The sequence below is a fragment of the Micromonospora sp. NPDC048907 genome (assembly GCF_055586885.1).
Genome location: NZ_JBVJHI010000005.1, coordinates 136,448 through 155,279, shown reverse-complemented (window position 1 = coordinate 155,279; position 18,832 = coordinate 136,448). Strand labels below are relative to the sequence as shown.

The window sequence follows — 18,832 nt, the reverse complement described above, 5'->3', positions numbered from 1 at the left end:
AGGACGAGATGCGTCAGCTTGCAGGTCGAACGCCGGGACGACCCCTGCTGCGGTGCCTGACCGTGGGCGCGCTGGTCACCGCATTGGCGGCGCACCCCGGTGCCGTGGCAGTCGCCGGGGACGCCGCGCCGGTGACCACCGACCTCACCCTCACCGCCACGGTGAACGGACGCAACGCCAGGCTCACCGATGACTTCCAGGGGTTCTCGGTGGAGTCGGCGGACTTCGCGCACGGGTTCCTGACCCGGGAGCGGATGGCCGAACGGCTGCGCACGCTGGGCCCGGGGGTCCTCCGGCTGGGCGGCTACTCGATGGATCTGGTGTGGCCCGCCTTCGGGCGGTGGGCCGACGCACCGGCCCCGCCGGAAGCGATCGGCGGCACCGTCGACCAGTCCGATCTGGACCACCTCAAGCAGTTGCTGGACGCCTCCGGCTGGAAGGTCACGCTCGGGGCGCCGCTCAAGAAGGTCATCGACCCCTCCAAGATCAAGAACCCTACGCGGGACCCGTCGCCGGACGTCAGCCTCGCGCAGGTGGTGGCCGAGGTGAAGGCCGCCTACGACACCCTCGGCGATGACCTGCTGGCCGTCGAACTCGGCAACGAGTACGACAACGTCACCACCCTGACCGGGGCGGAGATGTGGGCGACGGCGAGGCGGTACCAGGCTGCGATCAGCGCGGCCGTGCCGCAGGCGCGGTTGAGGATCGCCGGGCCGTCGCCGAGCGGCGCGAAGAGCAGCACCCGGGAAGACGAGTTCATCACGGCGGCGCTGGCCGACGGATCCGTCAACCCGCAGCAGGTGCTCGCCGAGGTCTCCTCCCACTGGTACCCGTGGAGCCACTGCAGCGGCCGGACCATGACGATCCCGCAGCTGATGTCGGCGGAGACGCACCTCAACACCCGCGCCAAGCTGGCCGGGATGCGGGCGGTCAGCGCCCGGTTGCACGGGACCGTCCGGACCACGATCAACGAGTCGAACAGCGCCTCGTGCAGCGGGATGCCCGGGGTCAGCAACTCGTACGCCACCTCGCTCTGGTCGCTGGACTACCTCCTGCAGACCGCGCAGAGCGGCGTCGACCGGTTGCAGTTCCACACCAACACCGCCGCCGTCTGCGGCGACTTCAAGGCGCGTGAGTCCGCCGAGTACCCGATCTCCTACCGCTACTACGGCGCGTTCTGCGCGGCCGACCAAGCGGCACTCGACGCGGACCAGCTGTCGGCGAACCCGCTCTACTACGGCATCTGGGCGTTCCGGCAAGTGCCGCAGGGCCGCTTCGTCGACCTCGACCTCGCCGACAGCGCTCTCGACCGGATCCGGGCGTACGCCGTCCTGGGTCTCGACGGCGCCCTCACCGTCGTCCTCATCAACGTGCAGGATCCCGCCGTCGCCGGCAGCACCGCCGACACCGCCGCACTGAACCTGCCTGGGTCCTACCGCGAGGCGCGAGCGGTGACCCTGCGGAGCACCGCACCCGAGGGGCTCGCCTCCCTCGACCCGGGCCGCATCACCCTCGGCGGCCAGCAGATGTCACCCGCCGGCACCGCCACCGGCACCCCGGAGTCGACCGTCGTGCCGGTCGACCACCGGTCGGCGACCGTCAGCGTCGCGCCCGGCACCGCACAACTCGTCACCTTCTCGCACTGACCGGCCGAGGCCCGGACCCACCATCGCCACGGGAGCCGCACATGCAGAGTCCAGAGCAGGAGCCGGGCCAGCCGCCGCGCGGCGTCAGTCGACGTACCCTGCTCGGCGTCCTCGGGCTCACCGGCGCCGCCGCGGTGACCGGCGCCCGCATCGCCGATCCTGCGGCTGCGGCCCCGGCCGGCAGTGACCTCACTGTCATGGTCGCGGGAACCGCGGCGGGCCGTGGCATGCCGCTCGTCGGCTACAACACCGGCCATTTTCTGCCTGGCAGCAACACCAGCGCCTGGCTGGCCTACTCGCGCGTCAACGCGGTCCGCTTCTTCGCGTCCTTCGAGGACTGGTGCCCCGACGAGGCCTTCGACCCGGGTGCGGGGATCTCCGACATCGACGCCTTCGACGCGGCGAAGGAGGAACTGCGCCGCAGTCCGGAGGGGAACCGTTTCCTCGACTGGGCGCTGCTGCGGGAGGTGTTCGAGACCCATGTCTACTCGAACACCAACTTCTACCGCCTCGACTATCAGCTCGGCGAGTTGAAGCGGCTGGGCATCACCCCGATCCTCGAGGCCGCCCAGCTGCGCTGGAACAGCCCGTGGTCGGGGCTGTGGCAGCAGTGGCAGAAGCACTACGCGTTCACCTACCACCTGGCCCGTAACTACGAGGTCGAGCGCTTCAACTTCATCAACGAGCCGGACCATCCGAGCGCCGCGCGGGACATCGTCGACCAGCAGGTCTACGTCCGCGGATTGCAGATCGCCTCGGACGCGGTGCACTGCGCCATCGCCGACGTCAACCAGCGGTACGGCAGGAGCCTGCGCGCGCTCGTGCACGCACCCGTCGTGACCCACGTCTCCAGCTCGCGGGGGAACGACCACATGGACGCCGATCCGGACGCCGACGCCCGTGACGACGAGCACGGCTGGGGTGAGATCGCGCTGCGCAACCTGCGTACCGACTACCACGGCAACCGGGTGGACTACGACGTCTTCTCCGTGTTCGACACCCATCAGTACAACAAGACGGCCGAGACCTACGCCTACGAGTTCGCGATGATGCGGCAGCGGATGCGGGAGTACACCCCGACCGGTGTCGCGCTGCCGATCGTCTACTCCGAGTTCAACCGCCGCAACACCAGCGCGTTCGAGACCAGCCCCGACGACCTCGACACTCCGTCGATCTACGGCGACCTGGCGCGGATCTGGGGTGCCGCGGTGATCGCCCAGGCCGAGGGCATGATCGTGTTCAAATTCCAGGACACCATGCGCGCCAACGGCATCCCGTACGGCACCGGCTGCTACCACGTCGCGCACGACGGCGTCCATGACATCCACGGCGCCAGGCAGGCCGCCGAGGTGAACCGCCTCTTCGCCAAGGGTTTCGCGGGCGAGCACCGCCGGCTGCTGACCGCCACCGCGGGGGACGGCACGACCGTCCCGGTCAGCCACGACCAGCGGACCCGCAGCCACCACCTCTGGCTGTCCCGCCCCAGCGGCATCCCCGCGGGGCCCGTCTCGCTGGACCTCGGAGGGCTGGGCCTCAGCGGCGGCGAGGTGATCGTCGAGGAGGTGAGCCCGACCTGCAGCGGAGGCATCACCACCATCGCCCCGCTGCCCGCCGACGGCCGGATCACCCTGCCCCAACCCGCCGACTCCGTCTGGCTGATCACCGTGGCGGACGCTGGGGAGTCCCGCTCGATCGACGCGTACGCCGACGCCACGGTGAGCCAGAGCGGTCCGCCGGCCGGCGGCGCGCCGCAGAGCCTCGCCGTGGCCCTCGACCCGGGCGGATCCTCGGCCGTGAGCTACCTCGCCTTCGACCTCGGCGGCGGACCGGCGGCCCGCCGGGCCGTGCTCGACCTGCACGGCAGCAGCACCGACGGCGAGCCGCTGACCGTGATGGTGTACGCGATGACCGACACCTCCTGGGCGGGAAGCGACCTGACCTGGGAATCGGCGCCGTACCTCGATCCCGCGGCGGTGCGCCCCACCGTGGTGGGCGACCGGCTGTACCCGGCCGGCCAGCTCACGGCCACCGGCGTCCCTGGTCCCGCCCGGCTCGACGTCACCGACGCGCTACGTCACGCCCGTGGTCGTTCCCTCGGATTCCTGCTGATCCGGGAGCGGAAGCGGGCGCAGGACACCACCGACGACGGCCGACGCCTCGACCTGTCCGGACGCGCCGCGCCCCGGCCGGACCTCCGCCCCCGGCTGCATCTGTACCACTGACACAGCAGACCACCCACCACCGCAAGGAGAACCATGATTCCGCACAACGAAGGTAGAACCGGGACCGCCCGTGCGGCGGCACCCGCTCCCGTACGACCTCGCCTCCTGCGCCGGTCGCTGGTCGCCGGCGCGCTGGCGACCGGGCTCGTGGCGGCGGCCGGCCTGCCCGCGATCGCCGACGACGCCGCCGCGACAACCAGCCTCACCCTCACGGCCACCGTGGACGGATCCAACGCGGTGCTGCGCGACGGCTTCCAGGGCTTCTCGGTGGAGTCCGCGGACTTCGCGCACGGCTACCTGACCCGGGAGCGGATGGCCGACCGGCTGCGGACGCTCGGCCCCCACGGCGTCATCCGGCTCGGCGGCTATTCCATGGACCTGGTATGGCCCGCGTTCGGCACGTGGGCCGACGCGCCGGCCCCGCCCGAGGCGATCGGCGGCACGGTCGACCAGTCCGATCTGGACCACCTCAAGCAGTTGCTGGACGCCACGGGCTGGAAGGTGACCCTCGGCGCGCCGCTCAAGAAGGTCATCGACCCCTCCAAGATCAAGAACCCTACCCGGGACCCGTCACCCGCCGTCAGCCTCGACCAGGTGGTGGCCGAGGTGACGGCCGCGTACCGGACGCTCGGCGACGACCTGCTGGGTGTGGAACTGGGCAACGAGTTCGACAACGTCACCACCCTGACCGACGCGGAGATGTGGCAGACGGCGAAGCAGTACCGGGCCGCCATCGACCAGGCGCTGCCGCACGCCAACCTGAAGATCGTCGGACCGTCGGCCAACACCGCGAAGACCAACACCCATCTCGAGGGGTTCGTGTCCGCCGCTCTGGCCGACGGGTCCACCCAGCCGCAGCAGGTGCTGGCCGAGCTGTCCTCGCACTGGTACCCGTGGAGCCACTGCGGCTCCTCCACGGTGACCATCGGCCAGCTGATGTCCCCACTGACGTACACGAACACCCGCAGCAAGCTGGCCGGCATCACGGCCGTCGACGATCAGCTGCACGGCACGATCCCGATGACCATCAACGAGTCGAACACCGCCTCCTGCAGCGGGATGCCCGGGGTCAGCAACTCGTACGCCACCTCGCTCTGGTCGCTGGACTACCTCCTGCAAACGGCGCAGAGCGGCGTCGACCGGTTGCAGTTCCACACCAACACCACCGGCGTCTGCGGCGACTTCAAGCCGCGTGAGTCCGCCGAGTACCCGATCTCCTACCGCTACTACGGCGCGTTCTGCGCGGCCGACCAGGCGGCACTCGACGCGGACCAGCTGTCGGCGAACCCGCTCTACTACGGCATCTGGGCGTTCCGGCAGGTGCCGCAGGGCCGCTTCGTCGACCTCGACCTCGCCGACGAGCACCTGGACAAACTCCGTGCCTACGCCGTCAAGGGGAAGGCCAACACCCTGACCGTGGTGCTCATCAACGTCCAGGACCCGGCCCGGGCGGCAAGCACCAGCGATGCGGTGACGTTGAACCTGCCCTCCGCGTACCACACCGGGAGCCAGGTGACGCTGCGGAGCGCCGCGCCGCAGGGGTTCGCCTCGCTGGACGCCGGTCAGATCTCGCTGGGCGGCCAGACCGTGTCGCCCGCGGGAGTCGCCAGCGGCACCCCGCAGGCCACCGCCGTGCCGGTCGACAAGCGGTCGGCGACGGTGACCGTCGCGCCGGGCACCGCGCAGATCGTCACCTTCTCGTAACCCGGGCGAGGCCGGTCCCGCCCGGGCGGGACCGGCCCCCCGTACCGAATCCTGTGCCGGGGCCGAGTACGTCGACGACCTTGGAGAACGGCGCGCCGCTCAAACCGACCACGGCGGGACGGTGGCCGCCGCTCGCCGCGGCCGGTGCCGAGCGGCGGCTCAGGCGCTGCTCACCAGTCCGCGCGCCGCCCGGACCTGGTCGACGGCCCGGCCCAGCGCCGCGACGATCCGCTCCTCGGTGTCGGTCCCGATCCGGGCCACCGGCACCGACAGGCTGATCGCGTCGGTCGCCGGTGACCGCAGGGGCACGGCCATCGCGACGCAGACGATGCCCTCGGTGTTCTCCTCGCGGTCCACCGCGTAGCCGCGCTCGCGGATGGTGGCCAGTTCGGCGTGCAGCGCCTGCGCCGTGGTGACCGTGTGCCGGGTCAGGGCCGGCAGTGGCCAGTCCAGCAGTGCGTCGACCTCCTCGTCCGCGCGCTCGGCGAGCAGCGCCTTGCCGAGGGCGGTGGCGTGGGCCGGCAGGTGCCGGCCGATGGCGCTGTAGAGCCGCAGGGGGTGCACGGACTCACGCTTGGCGAGGTAGACGACATGCGGCCCGTCGAGCCGCCCGAGGTGAACCGTCTCGCCGAACTGCCCGGACAGGTCGTCGAGCACCGCGCCGAGCAGCCCCATGGCGTCGTCCGCGGTGAGGTAGGCGGCGCCGACCTGCAGCGCGCGGATGCCCAGCCCGAACCGGGTGCCGGTCAGGTCGCTCTCCACCCAGCCACGCTGGGCGAGGGTACGCAGGATGCCGTGCAGGCTGCTCTTCGGGATGTCGAGGGCGCGGGCCAGGTCGACAAGGGAACGCCGGTGCGGCGAGGCGGCGAGTGCTTCGAGCACCTCCAGCGTCCGGCCGGCGGACTTCACCGGGAGGAAACCGTCGGGCGAGGTCATGGCGGCCACTGTAGCGGGGTTGACAGGACGATGGACGCCGATAGGGTCAAGTATGTGACTAGCGTTCATCATCCTGAACGGTCCGATGCGGACGGCGGCGGCGTGGTCGCGGCCGTGGGAGCAGGTCGCATCCTGCCCGTGGTCGTGCTCGACGACGCCCGGGACGCCGCCCCGCTGGCCGCGGCACTCACCGACGGGGGACTACGCAGCGTCGAGGTCACCTTCCGCACCGACGCCGCCGCCCAGGCGATCGGGGCCATGTCGGAGCGGCCCGACCTGCTCGTCGGCGCCGGCACGGTGGTGACCCCGGCCCAGGTCGACCGGGCGGTCGAGGCCGGCGCGCGATTCGTCGTCAGCCCCGGCTTCGGGCCGGCCGTCGTCCGGCACTGCCAGCAGCTCGGGGTGCCGGTCTTCCCCGGCGTCACCAGCCCCACCGAGATCATGATGGCGCTGGACGCGGGGCTCGACACGGTCAAGTTCTTCCCCGCCGAGCAGCTCGGCGGCCTCGGGATGATCAAGGCACTGGCCGCGCCGTTCCGCTCGGTGCGGTTCATCCCGACCGGCGGGGTGAACACCGACAACCTCGCCGCGTACCTGGCGCACCCGGCGGTGCTGGCGGTCGGCGGCACGTGGATGGTCGCCCCGGACCTGATCGCCGCGGGCCGCTGGGACGAGGTCACGCGCCGTACGTCGGCTGCGGTGGCGGTCGCCCGTTCCGCGTCGGGGGCGTGAGATGCTGCGGATCCGTCCCGCCGACGACTGTCGGTACGACCTCGTCTCCCTCGGCGAGATCATGCTGCGCCTCGACCCCGGTGAGGGGCGGGTGCGCACCACCCGCAGCTTCCAGGTCTGGGAGGGCGGCGGCGAATACAACGTCGCCCGGGGACTGCGCCGCTGCTTCGGACTCCGCACCGCGGTGGTCACCGCCTTCGCCGACAACGAGGTGGGACGCCTGCTCGAGGACCTGGTCCTGCAGGGCGGCGTGGACACCTCGTTCATCACCTGGCTGCCGTACGACGGGACCGGCCGCACAATGCGCAACGGCCTCAACTTCACCGAACGGGGCTTCGGCGTACGCGGCGCTGTCGGCACTCCCGATCGGGGGCACACCGCCGCGAGCCAGCTGCGTCCCGAGGACGTCGACTGGGACCACCTCTTCGGCACGCTGGGGGTGCGCTGGCTGCACACCGGAGGCATCTACGCCGCCCTGTCCGCCACGACCCCCGACACCATCGAGGCCGCGATGCGGGCCGCCCGCCGGCATGGCACCGTCATCTCGTACGACCTGAACTACCGGCCCAGCCTCTGGCAGGCCATCGGCGGTCAGGCGCGGGCACGGGAGGTCAACCGGCGGCTCGCCCGGAACGTCGACGTGATGATCGGCAACGAGGAGGACTTCACCGCGTCGCTGGGCTTCGAGGTGCCCGACACCGACGCCTCGCTGTCCCACCTCGAGGTGGCCAACTTCGAGCGGATGATCCAGGCGGTCACCAAGGAGTACGACAACCTCGCCGTGGTGGCCACCACCCTCCGCACGGTCCACAGCGCGACGGTCAACGACTGGGGCGCGATCGCGTGGTCGGCGGAGAGCGGCTTCATCCAGGCCACCCACCGGGCCGGCCTGGAGATCCTCGACCGGGTGGGCGGCGGCGACAGCTTCGCCTCCGGGCTGATCTACGGGCTGCTGACGACCGGTGATCTCGGCGCGGCGGTGGAGTACGGCGCGGCGCACGGCGCGCTGGCCATGACCACCCCCGGCGACACCTCGATGGCCGACTTGACGGAGGTCGAGGGGCTTGTGCGCGGTGGCGGTGCCCGCGTCCGGCGGTAGCGGGATCGGGAACGCCGCCGTTGGTCCCCATCCCGTGAGCAGCACAGCCACGGCATGCTGATCACCCGCATCTCACCACCCGGCGCGCGATCGACTTCATGCCCGTGGACAGCAGCCTCTGTGAGCCCACGTGGTGGATCTGAGGGCTGACCGCGCTGCGGGCGGTCCGCGTGTCCTTCGACGAGGCTTGCGGCTGCTCCCCGCCCTGCCGGTTCGGGCCGCGGCCGAGGCAGGGGAGGCCGGTGGCACCGGGCACCGACGGTGCCACCTCGGCTGCCGCTCATCGCTACGCCCCGCACGGTCGTGGCGGCAGGCGGATCGCGCATGCCGGCGCGGACCTCGCGAGGACCAGCCGCCGAGGTTGCGGAAGCAGCTCAGCCGGCGTTGGCCATTCGGCTGTCCACGGCGATCCAGTTCGTCTCCCACGTCTTCCCGCCGTCGTCCGAGAAGGCCTGCTCGAACCTCGCCTTGTCCGGGCCCTGCCGGAAGATGAGGAAGCGCACCTTGATCGCGCGTCCCCCGAGCTGGTCGTCGCCGAAGAACTTGCCGACACCGTCGTGGAACCCGCCGTACACGGACGGGGTGAGCAGTCCGTCGCGGAGGTTCACGAAGGTCAGGCTCCAGCGCCCCGCCTGGGGCTCATAGAGCCGCAGATTGAGGCCCTCGATCCGTCCGTTCGGCCCCGAGACCTTGAGTTCGACGACATTCGCGCGCCGGTCCAACAGCGGACGCACGACGCTCGTACCCTCGAAGTGGAGCCATTCATCCTCGGATCCGGAGAGCGGATCGGCGAGCACCCGCACCGTGGTGTGCCAGGCACCGATCTCCCAGTCGAAGTCACGTTGGCCGTCCTCGACAGCCGCCGGAGCCCTGCGGGGAGCGGCCGCCGCGTTGCCCGACGCCGCTACCGCGGTCAGCATGAGCAGCGAGAGGCACGGGACCAGGAGCCGCTTGTACGGCACGGTGATCTTGGTGTGAAGGTTCATGATCCGACTATCTGAGCGGAGCACGCCCATGAACAAGAAGGCACCTGCAGGTAACCCCTCTCCGTCGCGCCCCAATCCGCTGCCCGGCTGCCCAATGTCCGCGGCGTTCGCCGCGATCGGCGGGAAGTGGAAGCTGACACTTCTGTACTGGCTGGCCCATGGCGAGTGCCACTTCGCCGGCCTCCGCCGTCTGGTCGCACCGATCACGCCCAAAGTGCTGGCCGAGCAGCTGCGCGAACTCGAGGCTGACGGCCTCGTCGAGCGCGTCGTGACCGGCCCCGTCCCGGCGCCGATCATCTACCGGCTCACCCCCTACGGCACCACGGTTCTGCCCGTCGTGGAGGGCGTCCGGGTTTGGGGCGAAGCGCACCTTCAACGCACCCACGACGAGGCCGCGCCCGACGAGTCGATGCGCTGCACGCACGCGATCGCGTAGGCCGCGGCTGGCCGTGATGTCATGCAGGCCGCGATCCATCTCGCCGTTCTCCGGCGTTTAGTGATGGAGCTCGCCCGACTTCGAGTCCCGGCCTTCAAGCACCTCGGCGATCCCTGGTACAGCTGGACCGCGAGCGGGTAGGCCGAGGATCGCGAGGGCGAGCACCTACCGTCAGTTGCTGGTTGCCGGTGACGGCTTCTCCGCGAATGGCCACGGCTGGGCGCCGAACAGGTCGGTACATGCCGAGAGCAGGCCGCGCTGCGCCTCGGCCATCCGCGCGTTGGTCGGACCGAGGTCGACGCCCGGATCATTCTTCACGAACAGGTCGCCGGCCTCTTTCGTGACCAGCGCCAGTCGCTGACCGGCCTCCCGGACGCCGGGATCGGTTGCTTTGACGGCACGCATGACGATTCCCGAGTTCGAGGTGAAGCGGACGTCCTGTTCCTCGATCACTCGGGCGACCTGTGCGCAGGCGCTGGCGGCGTACTGGTCCGCGGGGGCGGTCGGGCTGACCTGAGCGGAGGCGGACGGCTCGGCGGGCCCACATGCGGCGACGAGAAGCAGGAAGGAGAAGGCAGCGAATTCGCGGATCACCGCGAGAGGTTAGCTATCGGCGTGGCGTGGCCGTGATCCGGGTGCCTCGCCCGGGCGGTCGTCCCCGAAGCGACAGACTCCCCGTCATGCCTGCCGCATGCCGTACAGACATATGGCGATGAGGGGATGGCGCCGATGCCACGACCATACGTCGTCGGAGATGCTGGGACATGGCGCGGGATGGGAGCACCCGGGCGCAACGAATGGCACTGAACCGCGCTCAATGGCACTGAACGGCATTCAACTGCACCCACCACGACCTGCGGATTTCTGTTTCAGCGGGTCAGAGCCGGTTCTGCTTCGCGCCATCGAGACCCGTCCGGTGGGGCACGCCAATTTGTTCCCCTTCACATGGTGGCTAGTGAGTGTGGCCATGCCATGCGGCGTGCGGAATGGCGGAGAGCACCCAGGCGCGAGGCCATGTGTGGTTGAGGACCGTCGCCATGCTCTCGTCGTAGATCGTCTCGACGTAGGGCACCTGGTTGACGTCTTTGACGGTCGCTCGCGCCCGTGTCATCAGCGGTGGTCCCCATGGTTCGATGCCGTTTGCGATGACGCCTTCCAGGACGAGCGACGAGTACTCGTCTGAGTGCCACAGGCGACGCGCTCGATCGAAGTCACCGCGGTTCATCAGCGCAAGCCAGGTGCCGTAGGTGACCTGAAAGTCGTCGGTGAGCATCACACGCAACATCACCCGCACGAACACGCCGACGCCATCGGCGCCCACCACATCACCGCTCTCGCGCACCCGCTGGGACCGCTCGGTCTCGGGGATCTCGAGGATGGGATCCGGCAGCTTGAAGCGGAAGTCCAGGTCACGGCCTTGCACGGGTTGCTCGCAGTAGGAGCAGACCAGCGAGGGGTCGACAGACACGTGAGCATCCTAGGGCCGTCGTACCGCCATCCGTACAGCCAAGCCCGGCCGGCTCGGACGCCTGGGCCTCGACCCTGGCGAGGTCCATGCCCTTCGTCGACCGGGGTCACCGCCAACCTGCCCGCCGGGCAGTGCCGGACCGGGGTGGGGCGGCCGCTGGCTGCTCGTCCTGCCGCAGACCGGAGGTCTTGCGGAGCAGTTCGTATACAACATACGCTCCCCGAATCGCCCACTCGAGGAGCTCCCAATGACGAACCTCAGTGAACCGAGCCTGCGAAGGCTCCATCCATTCCGGGCAGCTGTGGCGGCGGTCGCCGTCGCCTGCACCGTCGTAGCGTGCTCGCCGGTGTCCAAGGACGAGGGCGGCGCCACTTCCGGCGACAACCAGGCGGCAGGACAGGACAACTTCGGTACGCCGGCGGACCCGGCCGCGGTGAAGAAGGGCGGCAAGCTGGTCATCGCCCTCTCCGCGGAGCCCGACGCGCTGGACCCGACGTTGTCGCGCAGCCTCTACTCGCGCTACGTCTTCCAGGCGATCTGCCAGAAGCTCTACGACGTGAACGAGCAGGCGCAGGTCGTGCCCCAGCTGGCCACCGCACTTCCGACCATCGCCGGTGACGGTAAGACGGTCACCATTCCGCTGCGCCAGGGCGCGCGCTTCGCCGACGGAACGCCGTTCGATTCCGCCGCGGTCAAGGCCACCCTGCAACGGCACCTGACCAACGCCCGGTCCGCGCGGAAGAGCGAGCTCGGTCCGATCGACACCGTCGACACGCCCGATGCCAACACCGTCGTGATCCACCTGAAGCAGCCGTTCGCACCCCTGGTCGGGGCGTTGGCGGACCGGGCCGGCATGATCATGAGCCCGAAGGCGCTGCAGAGCCTGGGCGACAACTTCGCCAGCGCGCCGGTCTGCGTCGGGCCCTTCAAGTTCGCCAAGCGGGTGCCGCAGAACTCCATCGACGTGGTGCGGGACCCGAACTTCTACGACGCCACCAAGGTCAACCTCGACGCCATCTCGTGGCACATCCTCAGCGACGCGAGCATCCGGGCCGCCAACCTGCGTTCCGGCGACGCTCAGGTCGCCGACAGCATCTCTACCCAGGACTACGGCGCGTTGCGCGCAGACTCCTCGCTCAGCGTCCTGCAGTCCCAGTCGCTCGGGTACCAGGGTCTCACCTTCAACATCGGCAACGTCGACGGCGTCGGCACCACGCCGAAGCCGATCAACCGCCCGATCGCGCAGAACGCCAAGGTCCGGCAGGCCTTCGAGTACGCCCTCGACCGAAAGGCGCTGGTCCAGGCAGTTTTCAACGGACTCAACGCCCCCGCCTGCTCGCCGATCTCGCCGGCGAGCCCGTTCTCGTCCGAGGAAGCGCAGGCGTGCCCCCAGCACGATCCCGCCAAGGCCAAGCAGTTGCTGTCCGAGGCCGGTGTGCAGATGCCCTACCCGGTGGCGATGCTCATCTCGAACACGCCCGACTCGCTGCGCCTCGCGCAGGCGCTGCAGGCCATGGTGAAGGATGGCGGATTCGACCTCAAGATCAACCCGGTGGAGTACTCCTCTCTCCTCGACGAGCAGGACCGCGGCAACTTCGAGCTGCTGCAGCTGGGCTGGAGCGGGCGGATCGACCCGGATGCCAACATCACCAACTTCGTCGGCACCGGCGGCAGCCAGAACGTCTCCGGCTACAGCAACCCGCAGCTCGACGCCGCGCTGACCCAGGCCCGGCAGTCGAACGACCTCGAGGAGCGCAAGAAGCTGTACGGGCAGGCGGTGACGATCCTCCAGCAGGACGACGCGCTCATCTACCTCTACCGGCAGCGGAACCTGACCGCCGTCTCCAAGAAGATCCAGGGCCTGCAGGTGTTCCCCGACGGCGTGATCCGCGCGGCCTTCGCCGGATTCACCAAGTAGGTCGACCGTGGCTCGGTATCTACTCACACGCGCCTGGCACTCAGCGTTGACGCTGTTGTTGTCGACGGTCGTGGTGTTCTTCGGGGTGCGGGCGCTGCCCGGGGACCCGGCCCTCGCCCTCGCCGGCGAGGACCGGTCCCCGGAGGCACTGGAGGCCATCCGGCACCACTACGGGCTCGACCAGCCGCTTCCCATCCAGTTCGCGCAGTACGTGGGGCGCGTCGCGCAGGGCGACTTCGGGGTGTCGATCCGAACCGGGATACCGGTCTCGTCGATGCTCACGACCGCCCTGCCCGTCACGGTCGAGCTGTCCCTCCTGGCGATCCTCCTCGCCGCCGCGCTCGGTGTCGGGGCCGGGGTGCTCGCGGCTGTCCGCCGCGGGCGTCCCGCCGAGTGGCTGGCCAACGGACTGGCCCTGGTGGGACTGTCCGTGCCGCACTTCTGGCTCGGACTGCTGGCGATCCTCTACCTCTCCGTGGCGGCGGGGCTCTTCCCGGCCTCCGGATTCGTGCCACTGCTGCAGGACCCGGCGGGCAACCTGCACCACATCATCCTGCCGGCCGTCATTCTCGGCACCGGCCTCGCCGCCATCATCATGCGGCAGACGCGTTCGGCGATGCTGGAGGCGCTGTCCTCGGACCACGTCCGTACGGCGAAGGCGAAGGGTCTGCGGCCACGGGCCGTCATCACCCGGCACGCCCTGCGGAACAGCCTCATCGTGGTGGTGACGATCGTGGGTCTGCAGCTCGGCGGCCTGATCTCCGGGGCGGTCGTCACCGAGCAGATCTTCGGGCTGCCAGGCTTCGGCAAGATGACCATCGACGCGGTGTTCCAGCGGGACTATCCGGTGATCCAGGCGGTGGTCCTGCTGACCGCGACGGCGTACATCGTGATCAATTTCCTGGTGGACCTGCTCTATTCGGTGATCGACCCGCGGATCCGGGTGACGGGGGAGCCGGCATGACCGTCCTCACCGTACCGATGGCGGAGGCCGACCCCGCCGGCATCAGCCGGCGCACCCGGGTCCTCCGACGACTGCGCCGGAACCCGCTCGCCGTCGTGAGCTTCGTCGTGCTCGCGCTCGCGGCCGTCGTCGCCCTGCTCTCGCCCTGGATCGCTCCCCACGAGGTCCAGCAGACCGACTTCGCCCACACGTTCGCGCCGCCGGGCACCCCGGGCCACCTCCTGGGGACCGACGACCTGGGCCGCGACGTCCTGTCCCGCATCATGCTGGGGGCGCGGGCCTCCCTGCTGGTGGCACTCCTGGCGGTCGCCACCTCCTTGGTCATCGGGGTGCCGCTCGGGCTGGCCGCGGGCTATTTCCGGTCCTGGGACGCGGTGATCTCGCGCTTCACCGACCTGCTGCTCGCGTTCCCGTTCCTGATCATGGCGGTGGGGTTGGCGGCCATCCGGGGCGCCAGCCTCACCAACGCGGCCGTGGCCATCGGGATCGCGCAGATCCCGGGCGTGATCCGCGTGGTGCGCTCGGACACCCTGCGGCTCAAGTCGCTGGACTTCGTCGCCGCCGCCGTGGTGGACGGGGCGAGTGACCTGTGGGTGCTCGCCCGGCACGTCCTGCCCAACGCGACGTCGGTGATCCTGGTGCAGGCCACCGTCGCGATCCCGGCCGCGATCCTGGGCGAGGCGGTGCTGTCGTTCCTCGGCCTGGGCATCCAGCCCCCGTCGCCCAGCCTGGGCACCATGCTGGCCTCCGCCCAGCAGTTCGCCGCCCGCGCACCCTGGGCAGCGGTCCTGCCCGGCGTCGTCATCATGGGCCTGGCGCTGGCGTTCAACGTCTTCGGCGACGCCCTTCGGGACGCGCTCGATCCGAAGGGAGACCGGCGATGACCACTGTCGAACGGGCGGCCGCATCCTCCGCCGCGGTCGGGACGCCCGTCCTGGACGTACGCGACCTGTCGGTCTCGTTCACCACCGAGGGCGGAACCGTCTCGGCGGTGGACCGGGTGAACCTGGAGCTCGCGTCCGGAGAGATCGTCGGGATGGTGGGCGAGTCGGGCTGCGGCAAGAGCGTCACGGCGATGAGCATCGCCGGCCTGCTGCCCGACAGCGCCCGGGTCTCCGGTTCGGTGCGGCTGGAGGGCACCGAGCTGGTCGGCGTTCGGGAGTCGGTGCTGCGCCGCGTGCGTGGCAAGGAGATCGCCTACATCTTCCAGGAGCCGATGACCTCGCTGAACCCGGTGCTCACCGTGGGGCGGCAGATCGGGGAGGTCCTGCAGGTACACGAGCGGATGTCCAAGCGGGCCGCCCGGGCCCGCGCCGTCGAGCTGCTCTCGCTCGTCGGCATCCCGTCCGCCGCGAAGCGTGTCGACAACTACCCGCACCAGCTCTCCGGCGGCATGCGCCAGCGCGTGATGATCGCGATGGCGGTGGCCTGCGGCCCGAAGGTGCTGGTGGCCGACGAACCCACCACCGCCCTGGACGTCACGGTCCAGGCCGGCATCCTGCAGGTGCTCCGGGACCTGCGGGACCGGCTCGGCACCACCATCCTCGTCATCACGCACGACCTCGGCGTGATCGCCGACATCGCCGACCGCGTCGTCGTCATGTACGCCGGGCGGGTGGTGGAGCGGGCACCGGTCACCGACCTGTTCGCGCATCCGTACCACCGGTACACGGCCGGGCTCCTGGCGGCCTCGCCGACGCCGGGCAAGCACGCCGGCACCGAGCGGCTGCAGGAGATTCCCGGCCTCGTGCCCGTCCTGTCCACCCAGCCCGACGCCTGCACCTTCGCGGATCGCTGCCCCGCCGCCGACGCGCGGTGCCGGGAGGCCGCGCCGCCCCTCGACGCGGTCGGCACCGCGGTGACGGACCACCTCGCGGCCTGTTGGCATCCCTGTCCGGCGCCGCGGACGCAGCCCCAGGAGACAACCGCATGACGCCGCAACCGAACGCCCTTGAACTCGAGGACCTGGTGATGCACTTCGGGCCGGTACGGGCCGTGGACGGGATCACCCTCACCATTCCCAAGGGCCGGGTCACGGCGCTGGTGGGGGAGAGCGGCTCGGGAAAGTCGACAGTGGGCCGGTGCGTGGTGCGGCTCGAGAAGCCCACCGCGGGCGCGGTCCGGATCGCCGGGACCGATGTCACCCAGTTGACCCGGCGACAGCTACGCCAGCACCGCAATGACGTGTCGATCGTCTTCCAGGACCCCGCCGGCTCGCTGGACCCGCGCATGCTGGTCGGCGAGATCGTGGCCGAGCCGTTGCGGCTGTCCGGTAGGCGGATCACCCGACGCGACCGGGAGGCGCGCGTCGCCGAGGAACTCGGCAGGGTGGGCCTGCGGGCGGAAGTCGCGCGCCGGTACCCGCACGAGCTCTCCGGGGGCCAACGTCAGCGGGTCAGCATCGCCCGGGCGCTGATCTCCGAGCCCAAGCTGCTCATCGCCGACGAACCGACGAGCGCCCTCGACGTGTCGGTACAGGCGGCGGTGCTCAACCTCCTCGCCGACCTGCAACGCGACATCGGGTTCGCCTGCCTCTTCATCACCCACGACCTGTCCGCGGTCGAGTACCTGGCCGACGACATCGCCGTCATGTACCTCGGTCAACTCGTGGAGCAGGGCCCGCGCGAGCGGATCTTCGCGCGCCCGGCCCACCCCTACACCCAGGCGCTGCTGGCGGCCGCGCCGGTGGCCGACCCGGTCCGTCAACGGCAGCGTCAACCGGTGCTGCTCGGCGACGACCTGCCGTCCGCGCTGGATCCGCCGTCCGGCTGCCGCTTCCGCACCCGGTGCCCGCTCGCGTTCGACCGCTGCGCCACGGAGGTGCCCGCACAGGTGGCGTTCGGCGGCGGCATGGCCGCCTGCCACCTGGTCCAGCCCGACGGCACCCGGCCCGACGTCCGGGCCGCCGCCGAATCGAGTGAGGTGTTGTCATGACGTTCACCACCAGGCCGACCCTGCAGGGAACCTTCGGGATGGTGTCCTCGACGCACTGGCTCGCGAGCCAGTCCGCCATGGGGATCCTCGAGCGCGGAGGGAACGCCTTCGACGCCGCGGTCACCGCCGGATTCGTGCTGCACGTCGTCGAACCACACCTGAACGGGCCGGGCGGCGAGGTGCCGGCGATCGTCGCCACCGCGCACGACCCGACCCCGCGGGTGCTCTGCGGGCAGGGGCCGGCGCCGGCCGGCGCCACCATCGCGCACTTCCGCTCCCTCGGGATGGACCTCGTCCCCGGGTCCGGCCCGCTCGCCGCGGCCGTCCCCGGCGCCGTGGACGCCTGGCTCCTGTTGCTGCGCGACCACGGCACGCTCTCCCTCGAGGAGGTGCTGGAGCCGGCGATCGGCTACGCCGGCGCGGGTCACCCGCTGATCGGCCGGGTCGGCGACACCGTGGCCGCCGTGCGGTCGCTGTTCGAGGAGCACTGGCCCACCTCCGCCGAGCTCTGGCTCCGCGACGGCAGGCCACCGGCGGCGGGGGAGCTGTTCACCAACCGGGCGTACGCACAGACGCTGCAACGACTGGTCGACGCCGGCCGGGCGGCGGGCTCGGACCGGGAGGCGCAGATCGAGGCCGCACGTCGCGCCTGGGGTGAAGGCTTCGTTGCCGAGGCGGTCGACCGGTTCAGCCGCAAACCCTTCCAGGACTCCAGCGGACGCGCGCACGCCGGTCTCGTCACCGGCGCGGACATGGCCGCCTACCGGGCCACCTGGGAGGAACCGACCACCCTCGACTGGCGCGGCTACACGGTGGCGAAGACCGGTTTCTGGGGCCAGGGGCCGGTGCTGCTGCAGACCCTGGCGGTCCTCGACGCGCTCGACGACACCGGGGCGTACGACCCGTCGACCGCGGCCGGCATCCACGCCCAGGCCGAGGCCCTCAAGCTCGCCTTCGCCGACCGTGAGGCCTGGTACGGCGACGGTCCCGTGCCCGCGAAGGCGCTGCTCTCCGGCGACTACGCGCGCGAGCGGGCCGGCCTCATCCGGGACCGCGCGTCAGTGGAGCTGCGACCGGGCCGCCCCGAAGGCGCCGAGCCACGCTTGCCGGCTCACGTGCGACGCGGCGTCGGACGCCGGGTCGACCTCGCGGACCCCACGACGGGCGAGCCGACGGTGCAGTCGGACGGGGTGACCCGGGGCGACACCTGCCACGTCGACGTGGTCGACCGCTGGGGCAACATGATCTCCGCCACGCCGAGCGGCGGCTGGCTGCAGAGCTCTCCCACCATTCCGGACCTCGGCTTCCCCCTCGGCAGCCGGCTCCAGATGTTCTGGCTGGAGGAAGGTCTCGCCTCGTCGTTGGCGCCGGGACGCCGGCCGCGCACCACGCTGAGCCCGACCATGGTGCACCGCGACGGGAAACCCGTCCTGGCGTTCGGCACTCCCGGTGGCGACCAGCAGGACCAGTGGCAGCTGCTGTTCCTGGTGCGCCATCTCGTCGGAGGTCGGTCCCTGCAGGAAGCCATCGACGCGCCGATGTGGCACACCCTCAGCCTGCCGGCCTCGTTCTACCCGCGCGACAACGAACCCGGCGTTCTCGTGGTGGAGGACCGGCTCGACGAGGACGTCCTGGCGGCGTTGCGCGCGCAGGGGCACGAGGTGCGGTTGTCCGGCGCCTGGAGCCTGGGTCGCCTGTGTGCGGTGACCCGCGACCCGGACACCGGCGTACTGGCGGCCGGAGCGAACCCGCGTGGCATGCAGGGCTACGCCTGCGGCCGCTGACGC

16 protein-coding genes are annotated in these 18,832 nt (G+C 70.8%); 12 read left to right on the top strand and 4 right to left on the bottom strand.

Annotated elements, in window-relative coordinates; genetic code table 11:
* Positions 1-8 precede the first annotated feature (8 nt).
* The 3 genes from ACZ6PY_RS18870 to ACZ6PY_RS18860 are packed head-to-tail and all read left to right on the top strand — an operon-like array spanning position 9 to position 5,572.
* Positions 9-1,646: a glycosyl hydrolase family 79 C-terminal domain-containing protein gene (locus ACZ6PY_RS18870; protein ID WP_466073838.1), complete on the top strand. Its 1,638-nt coding sequence runs from the start codon at positions 9-11 to the stop codon at positions 1,644-1,646.
* A gap of 41 nt (positions 1,647-1,687) precedes the next feature.
* The gene (locus ACZ6PY_RS18865) at positions 1,688-3,868 is read left to right on the top strand and encodes a CBM96 family carbohydrate-binding protein (protein ID WP_466073836.1); all 2,181 of its coding nucleotides are present in this window, start codon (positions 1,688-1,690) and stop codon (positions 3,866-3,868) included.
* A 33-nt stretch (positions 3,869-3,901) separates the two neighbouring features.
* Positions 3,902-5,572: a glycosyl hydrolase family 79 C-terminal domain-containing protein gene (locus ACZ6PY_RS18860; protein WP_466073835.1), complete on the top strand. Its 1,671-nt coding sequence runs from the start codon at positions 3,902-3,904 to the stop codon at positions 5,570-5,572.
* Positions 5,573-5,731: 159 nt separating this feature from the next.
* On the opposite strand, the gene ACZ6PY_RS18855 is transcribed toward ACZ6PY_RS18860, so the two are convergent.
* Complete coding sequence (locus tag ACZ6PY_RS18855) at positions 5,732-6,508, bottom strand: IclR family transcriptional regulator (RefSeq protein WP_466073833.1); 777 nt, start codon at positions 6,506-6,508, stop codon at positions 5,732-5,734.
* A gap of 114 nt (positions 6,509-6,622) precedes the next feature.
* Between ACZ6PY_RS18855 and eda the strand changes: the two genes are divergently transcribed.
* Complete coding sequence (gene eda, locus ACZ6PY_RS18850; protein ID WP_466073831.1) at positions 6,623-7,240, top strand: bifunctional 4-hydroxy-2-oxoglutarate aldolase/2-dehydro-3-deoxy-phosphogluconate aldolase; 618 nt, start codon at positions 6,623-6,625, stop codon at positions 7,238-7,240.
* Between the two features lies 1 nt (position 7,241).
* The gene (locus ACZ6PY_RS18845; protein ID WP_466073829.1) at positions 7,242-8,339 is read left to right on the top strand and encodes a sugar kinase; all 1,098 of its coding nucleotides are present in this window, start codon (positions 7,242-7,244) and stop codon (positions 8,337-8,339) included.
* Positions 8,340-8,713: 374 nt separating this feature from the next.
* Here ACZ6PY_RS18845 and ACZ6PY_RS18840 read toward each other — a convergent pair whose 3' ends face one another.
* Positions 8,714-9,325, bottom strand: a complete 612-nt coding sequence (locus ACZ6PY_RS18840) for a hypothetical protein (protein WP_466073827.1) — start codon at positions 9,323-9,325, stop codon at positions 8,714-8,716.
* Positions 9,326-9,353: 28 nt separating this feature from the next.
* On the opposite strand from ACZ6PY_RS18840, the gene ACZ6PY_RS18835 reads away from it, so the two are divergent.
* Positions 9,354-9,761, top strand: coding sequence for a winged helix-turn-helix transcriptional regulator (locus ACZ6PY_RS18835; protein WP_466073825.1), 408 nt, complete (start codon positions 9,354-9,356; stop codon positions 9,759-9,761).
* Positions 9,762-9,932: 171 nt separating this feature from the next.
* Here ACZ6PY_RS18835 and ACZ6PY_RS18830 read toward each other — a convergent pair whose 3' ends face one another.
* On the bottom strand, positions 9,933-10,355 hold the full coding sequence (locus tag ACZ6PY_RS18830; protein WP_466073823.1) for a hypothetical protein: 423 nt from the start codon (positions 10,353-10,355) through the stop codon (positions 9,933-9,935).
* Between the two features lie 358 nt (positions 10,356-10,713).
* Positions 10,714-11,229: a DUF2199 domain-containing protein gene (locus tag ACZ6PY_RS18825; RefSeq protein ID WP_466073821.1), complete on the bottom strand. Its 516-nt coding sequence runs from the start codon at positions 11,227-11,229 to the stop codon at positions 10,714-10,716.
* A 346-nt stretch (positions 11,230-11,575) separates the two neighbouring features.
* Here ACZ6PY_RS18825 and ACZ6PY_RS18820 point away from each other — a divergent pair, with 346 nt between their 5' ends.
* Genes ACZ6PY_RS18820 through ACZ6PY_RS18795 form a run of 6 tightly spaced genes read left to right on the top strand, consistent with a single transcriptional unit; the run spans position 11,576 to position 18,829 of the window.
* Positions 11,576-13,147, top strand: coding sequence for an ABC transporter substrate-binding protein (locus ACZ6PY_RS18820; protein ID WP_466073819.1), 1,572 nt, complete (start codon positions 11,576-11,578; stop codon positions 13,145-13,147).
* Between the two features lie 7 nt (positions 13,148-13,154).
* Entirely contained in the window at positions 13,155-14,111 is a 957-nt protein-coding gene (locus ACZ6PY_RS18815; protein WP_466073818.1) for an ABC transporter permease, read from the top strand.
* The gene (locus ACZ6PY_RS18810) at positions 14,108-14,995 is read left to right on the top strand and encodes an ABC transporter permease (protein ID WP_466073816.1); all 888 of its coding nucleotides are present in this window, start codon (positions 14,108-14,110) and stop codon (positions 14,993-14,995) included. The genes ACZ6PY_RS18815 and ACZ6PY_RS18810 overlap by 4 nt, the downstream gene beginning before the upstream one ends.
* Positions 14,992-16,044, top strand: a complete 1,053-nt coding sequence (locus ACZ6PY_RS18805; RefSeq protein ID WP_466073814.1) for an ABC transporter ATP-binding protein — start codon at positions 14,992-14,994, stop codon at positions 16,042-16,044. Before ACZ6PY_RS18810 ends, ACZ6PY_RS18805 begins: the two co-directional genes overlap by 4 nt.
* The gene (locus tag ACZ6PY_RS18800) at positions 16,041-17,045 is read left to right on the top strand and encodes an ABC transporter ATP-binding protein (protein ID WP_466073812.1); all 1,005 of its coding nucleotides are present in this window, start codon (positions 16,041-16,043) and stop codon (positions 17,043-17,045) included. Before ACZ6PY_RS18805 ends, ACZ6PY_RS18800 begins: the two co-directional genes overlap by 4 nt.
* On the top strand, positions 17,042-18,829 hold the full coding sequence (locus ACZ6PY_RS18795; protein ID WP_466073811.1) for a gamma-glutamyltransferase family protein: 1,788 nt from the start codon (positions 17,042-17,044) through the stop codon (positions 18,827-18,829). Before ACZ6PY_RS18800 ends, ACZ6PY_RS18795 begins: the two co-directional genes overlap by 4 nt.
* The last annotated feature ends 3 nt before the right edge of the window (positions 18,830-18,832 follow it).

What these genes read in the sequence shown, in the direction of transcription:
- ACZ6PY_RS18870 (WP_466073838.1), top strand. Translation starts at nt 9, where the DNA reads ATGCGTCAGCTTGCAGGTCGAACGCCGGGACGACCCCTGCTGCGGTGC.
- ACZ6PY_RS18865 (WP_466073836.1), top strand. Translation starts at nt 1,688, where the DNA reads ATGCAGAGTCCAGAGCAGGAGCCGGGCCAGCCGCCGCGCGGCGTCAGT.
- ACZ6PY_RS18860 (WP_466073835.1), top strand. Translation starts at nt 3,902, where the DNA reads ATGATTCCGCACAACGAAGGTAGAACCGGGACCGCCCGTGCGGCGGCA.
- ACZ6PY_RS18855 (WP_466073833.1), bottom strand. Translation starts at nt 6,508, where the DNA reads ATGACCTCGCCCGACGGTTTCCTCCCGGTGAAGTCCGCCGGCCGGACG.
- ACZ6PY_RS18845 (WP_466073829.1), top strand. Translation starts at nt 7,242, where the DNA reads ATGCTGCGGATCCGTCCCGCCGACGACTGTCGGTACGACCTCGTCTCC.
- ACZ6PY_RS18840 (WP_466073827.1), bottom strand. Translation starts at nt 9,325, where the DNA reads ATGAACCTTCACACCAAGATCACCGTGCCGTACAAGCGGCTCCTGGTC.
- ACZ6PY_RS18835 (WP_466073825.1), top strand. Translation starts at nt 9,354, where the DNA reads ATGAACAAGAAGGCACCTGCAGGTAACCCCTCTCCGTCGCGCCCCAAT.
- ACZ6PY_RS18810 (WP_466073816.1), top strand. Translation starts at nt 14,108, where the DNA reads ATGACCGTCCTCACCGTACCGATGGCGGAGGCCGACCCCGCCGGCATC.
- ACZ6PY_RS18805 (WP_466073814.1), top strand. Translation starts at nt 14,992, where the DNA reads ATGACCACTGTCGAACGGGCGGCCGCATCCTCCGCCGCGGTCGGGACG.
- ACZ6PY_RS18800 (WP_466073812.1), top strand. Translation starts at nt 16,041, where the DNA reads ATGACGCCGCAACCGAACGCCCTTGAACTCGAGGACCTGGTGATGCAC.
- ACZ6PY_RS18795 (WP_466073811.1), top strand. Translation starts at nt 17,042, where the DNA reads ATGACGTTCACCACCAGGCCGACCCTGCAGGGAACCTTCGGGATGGTG.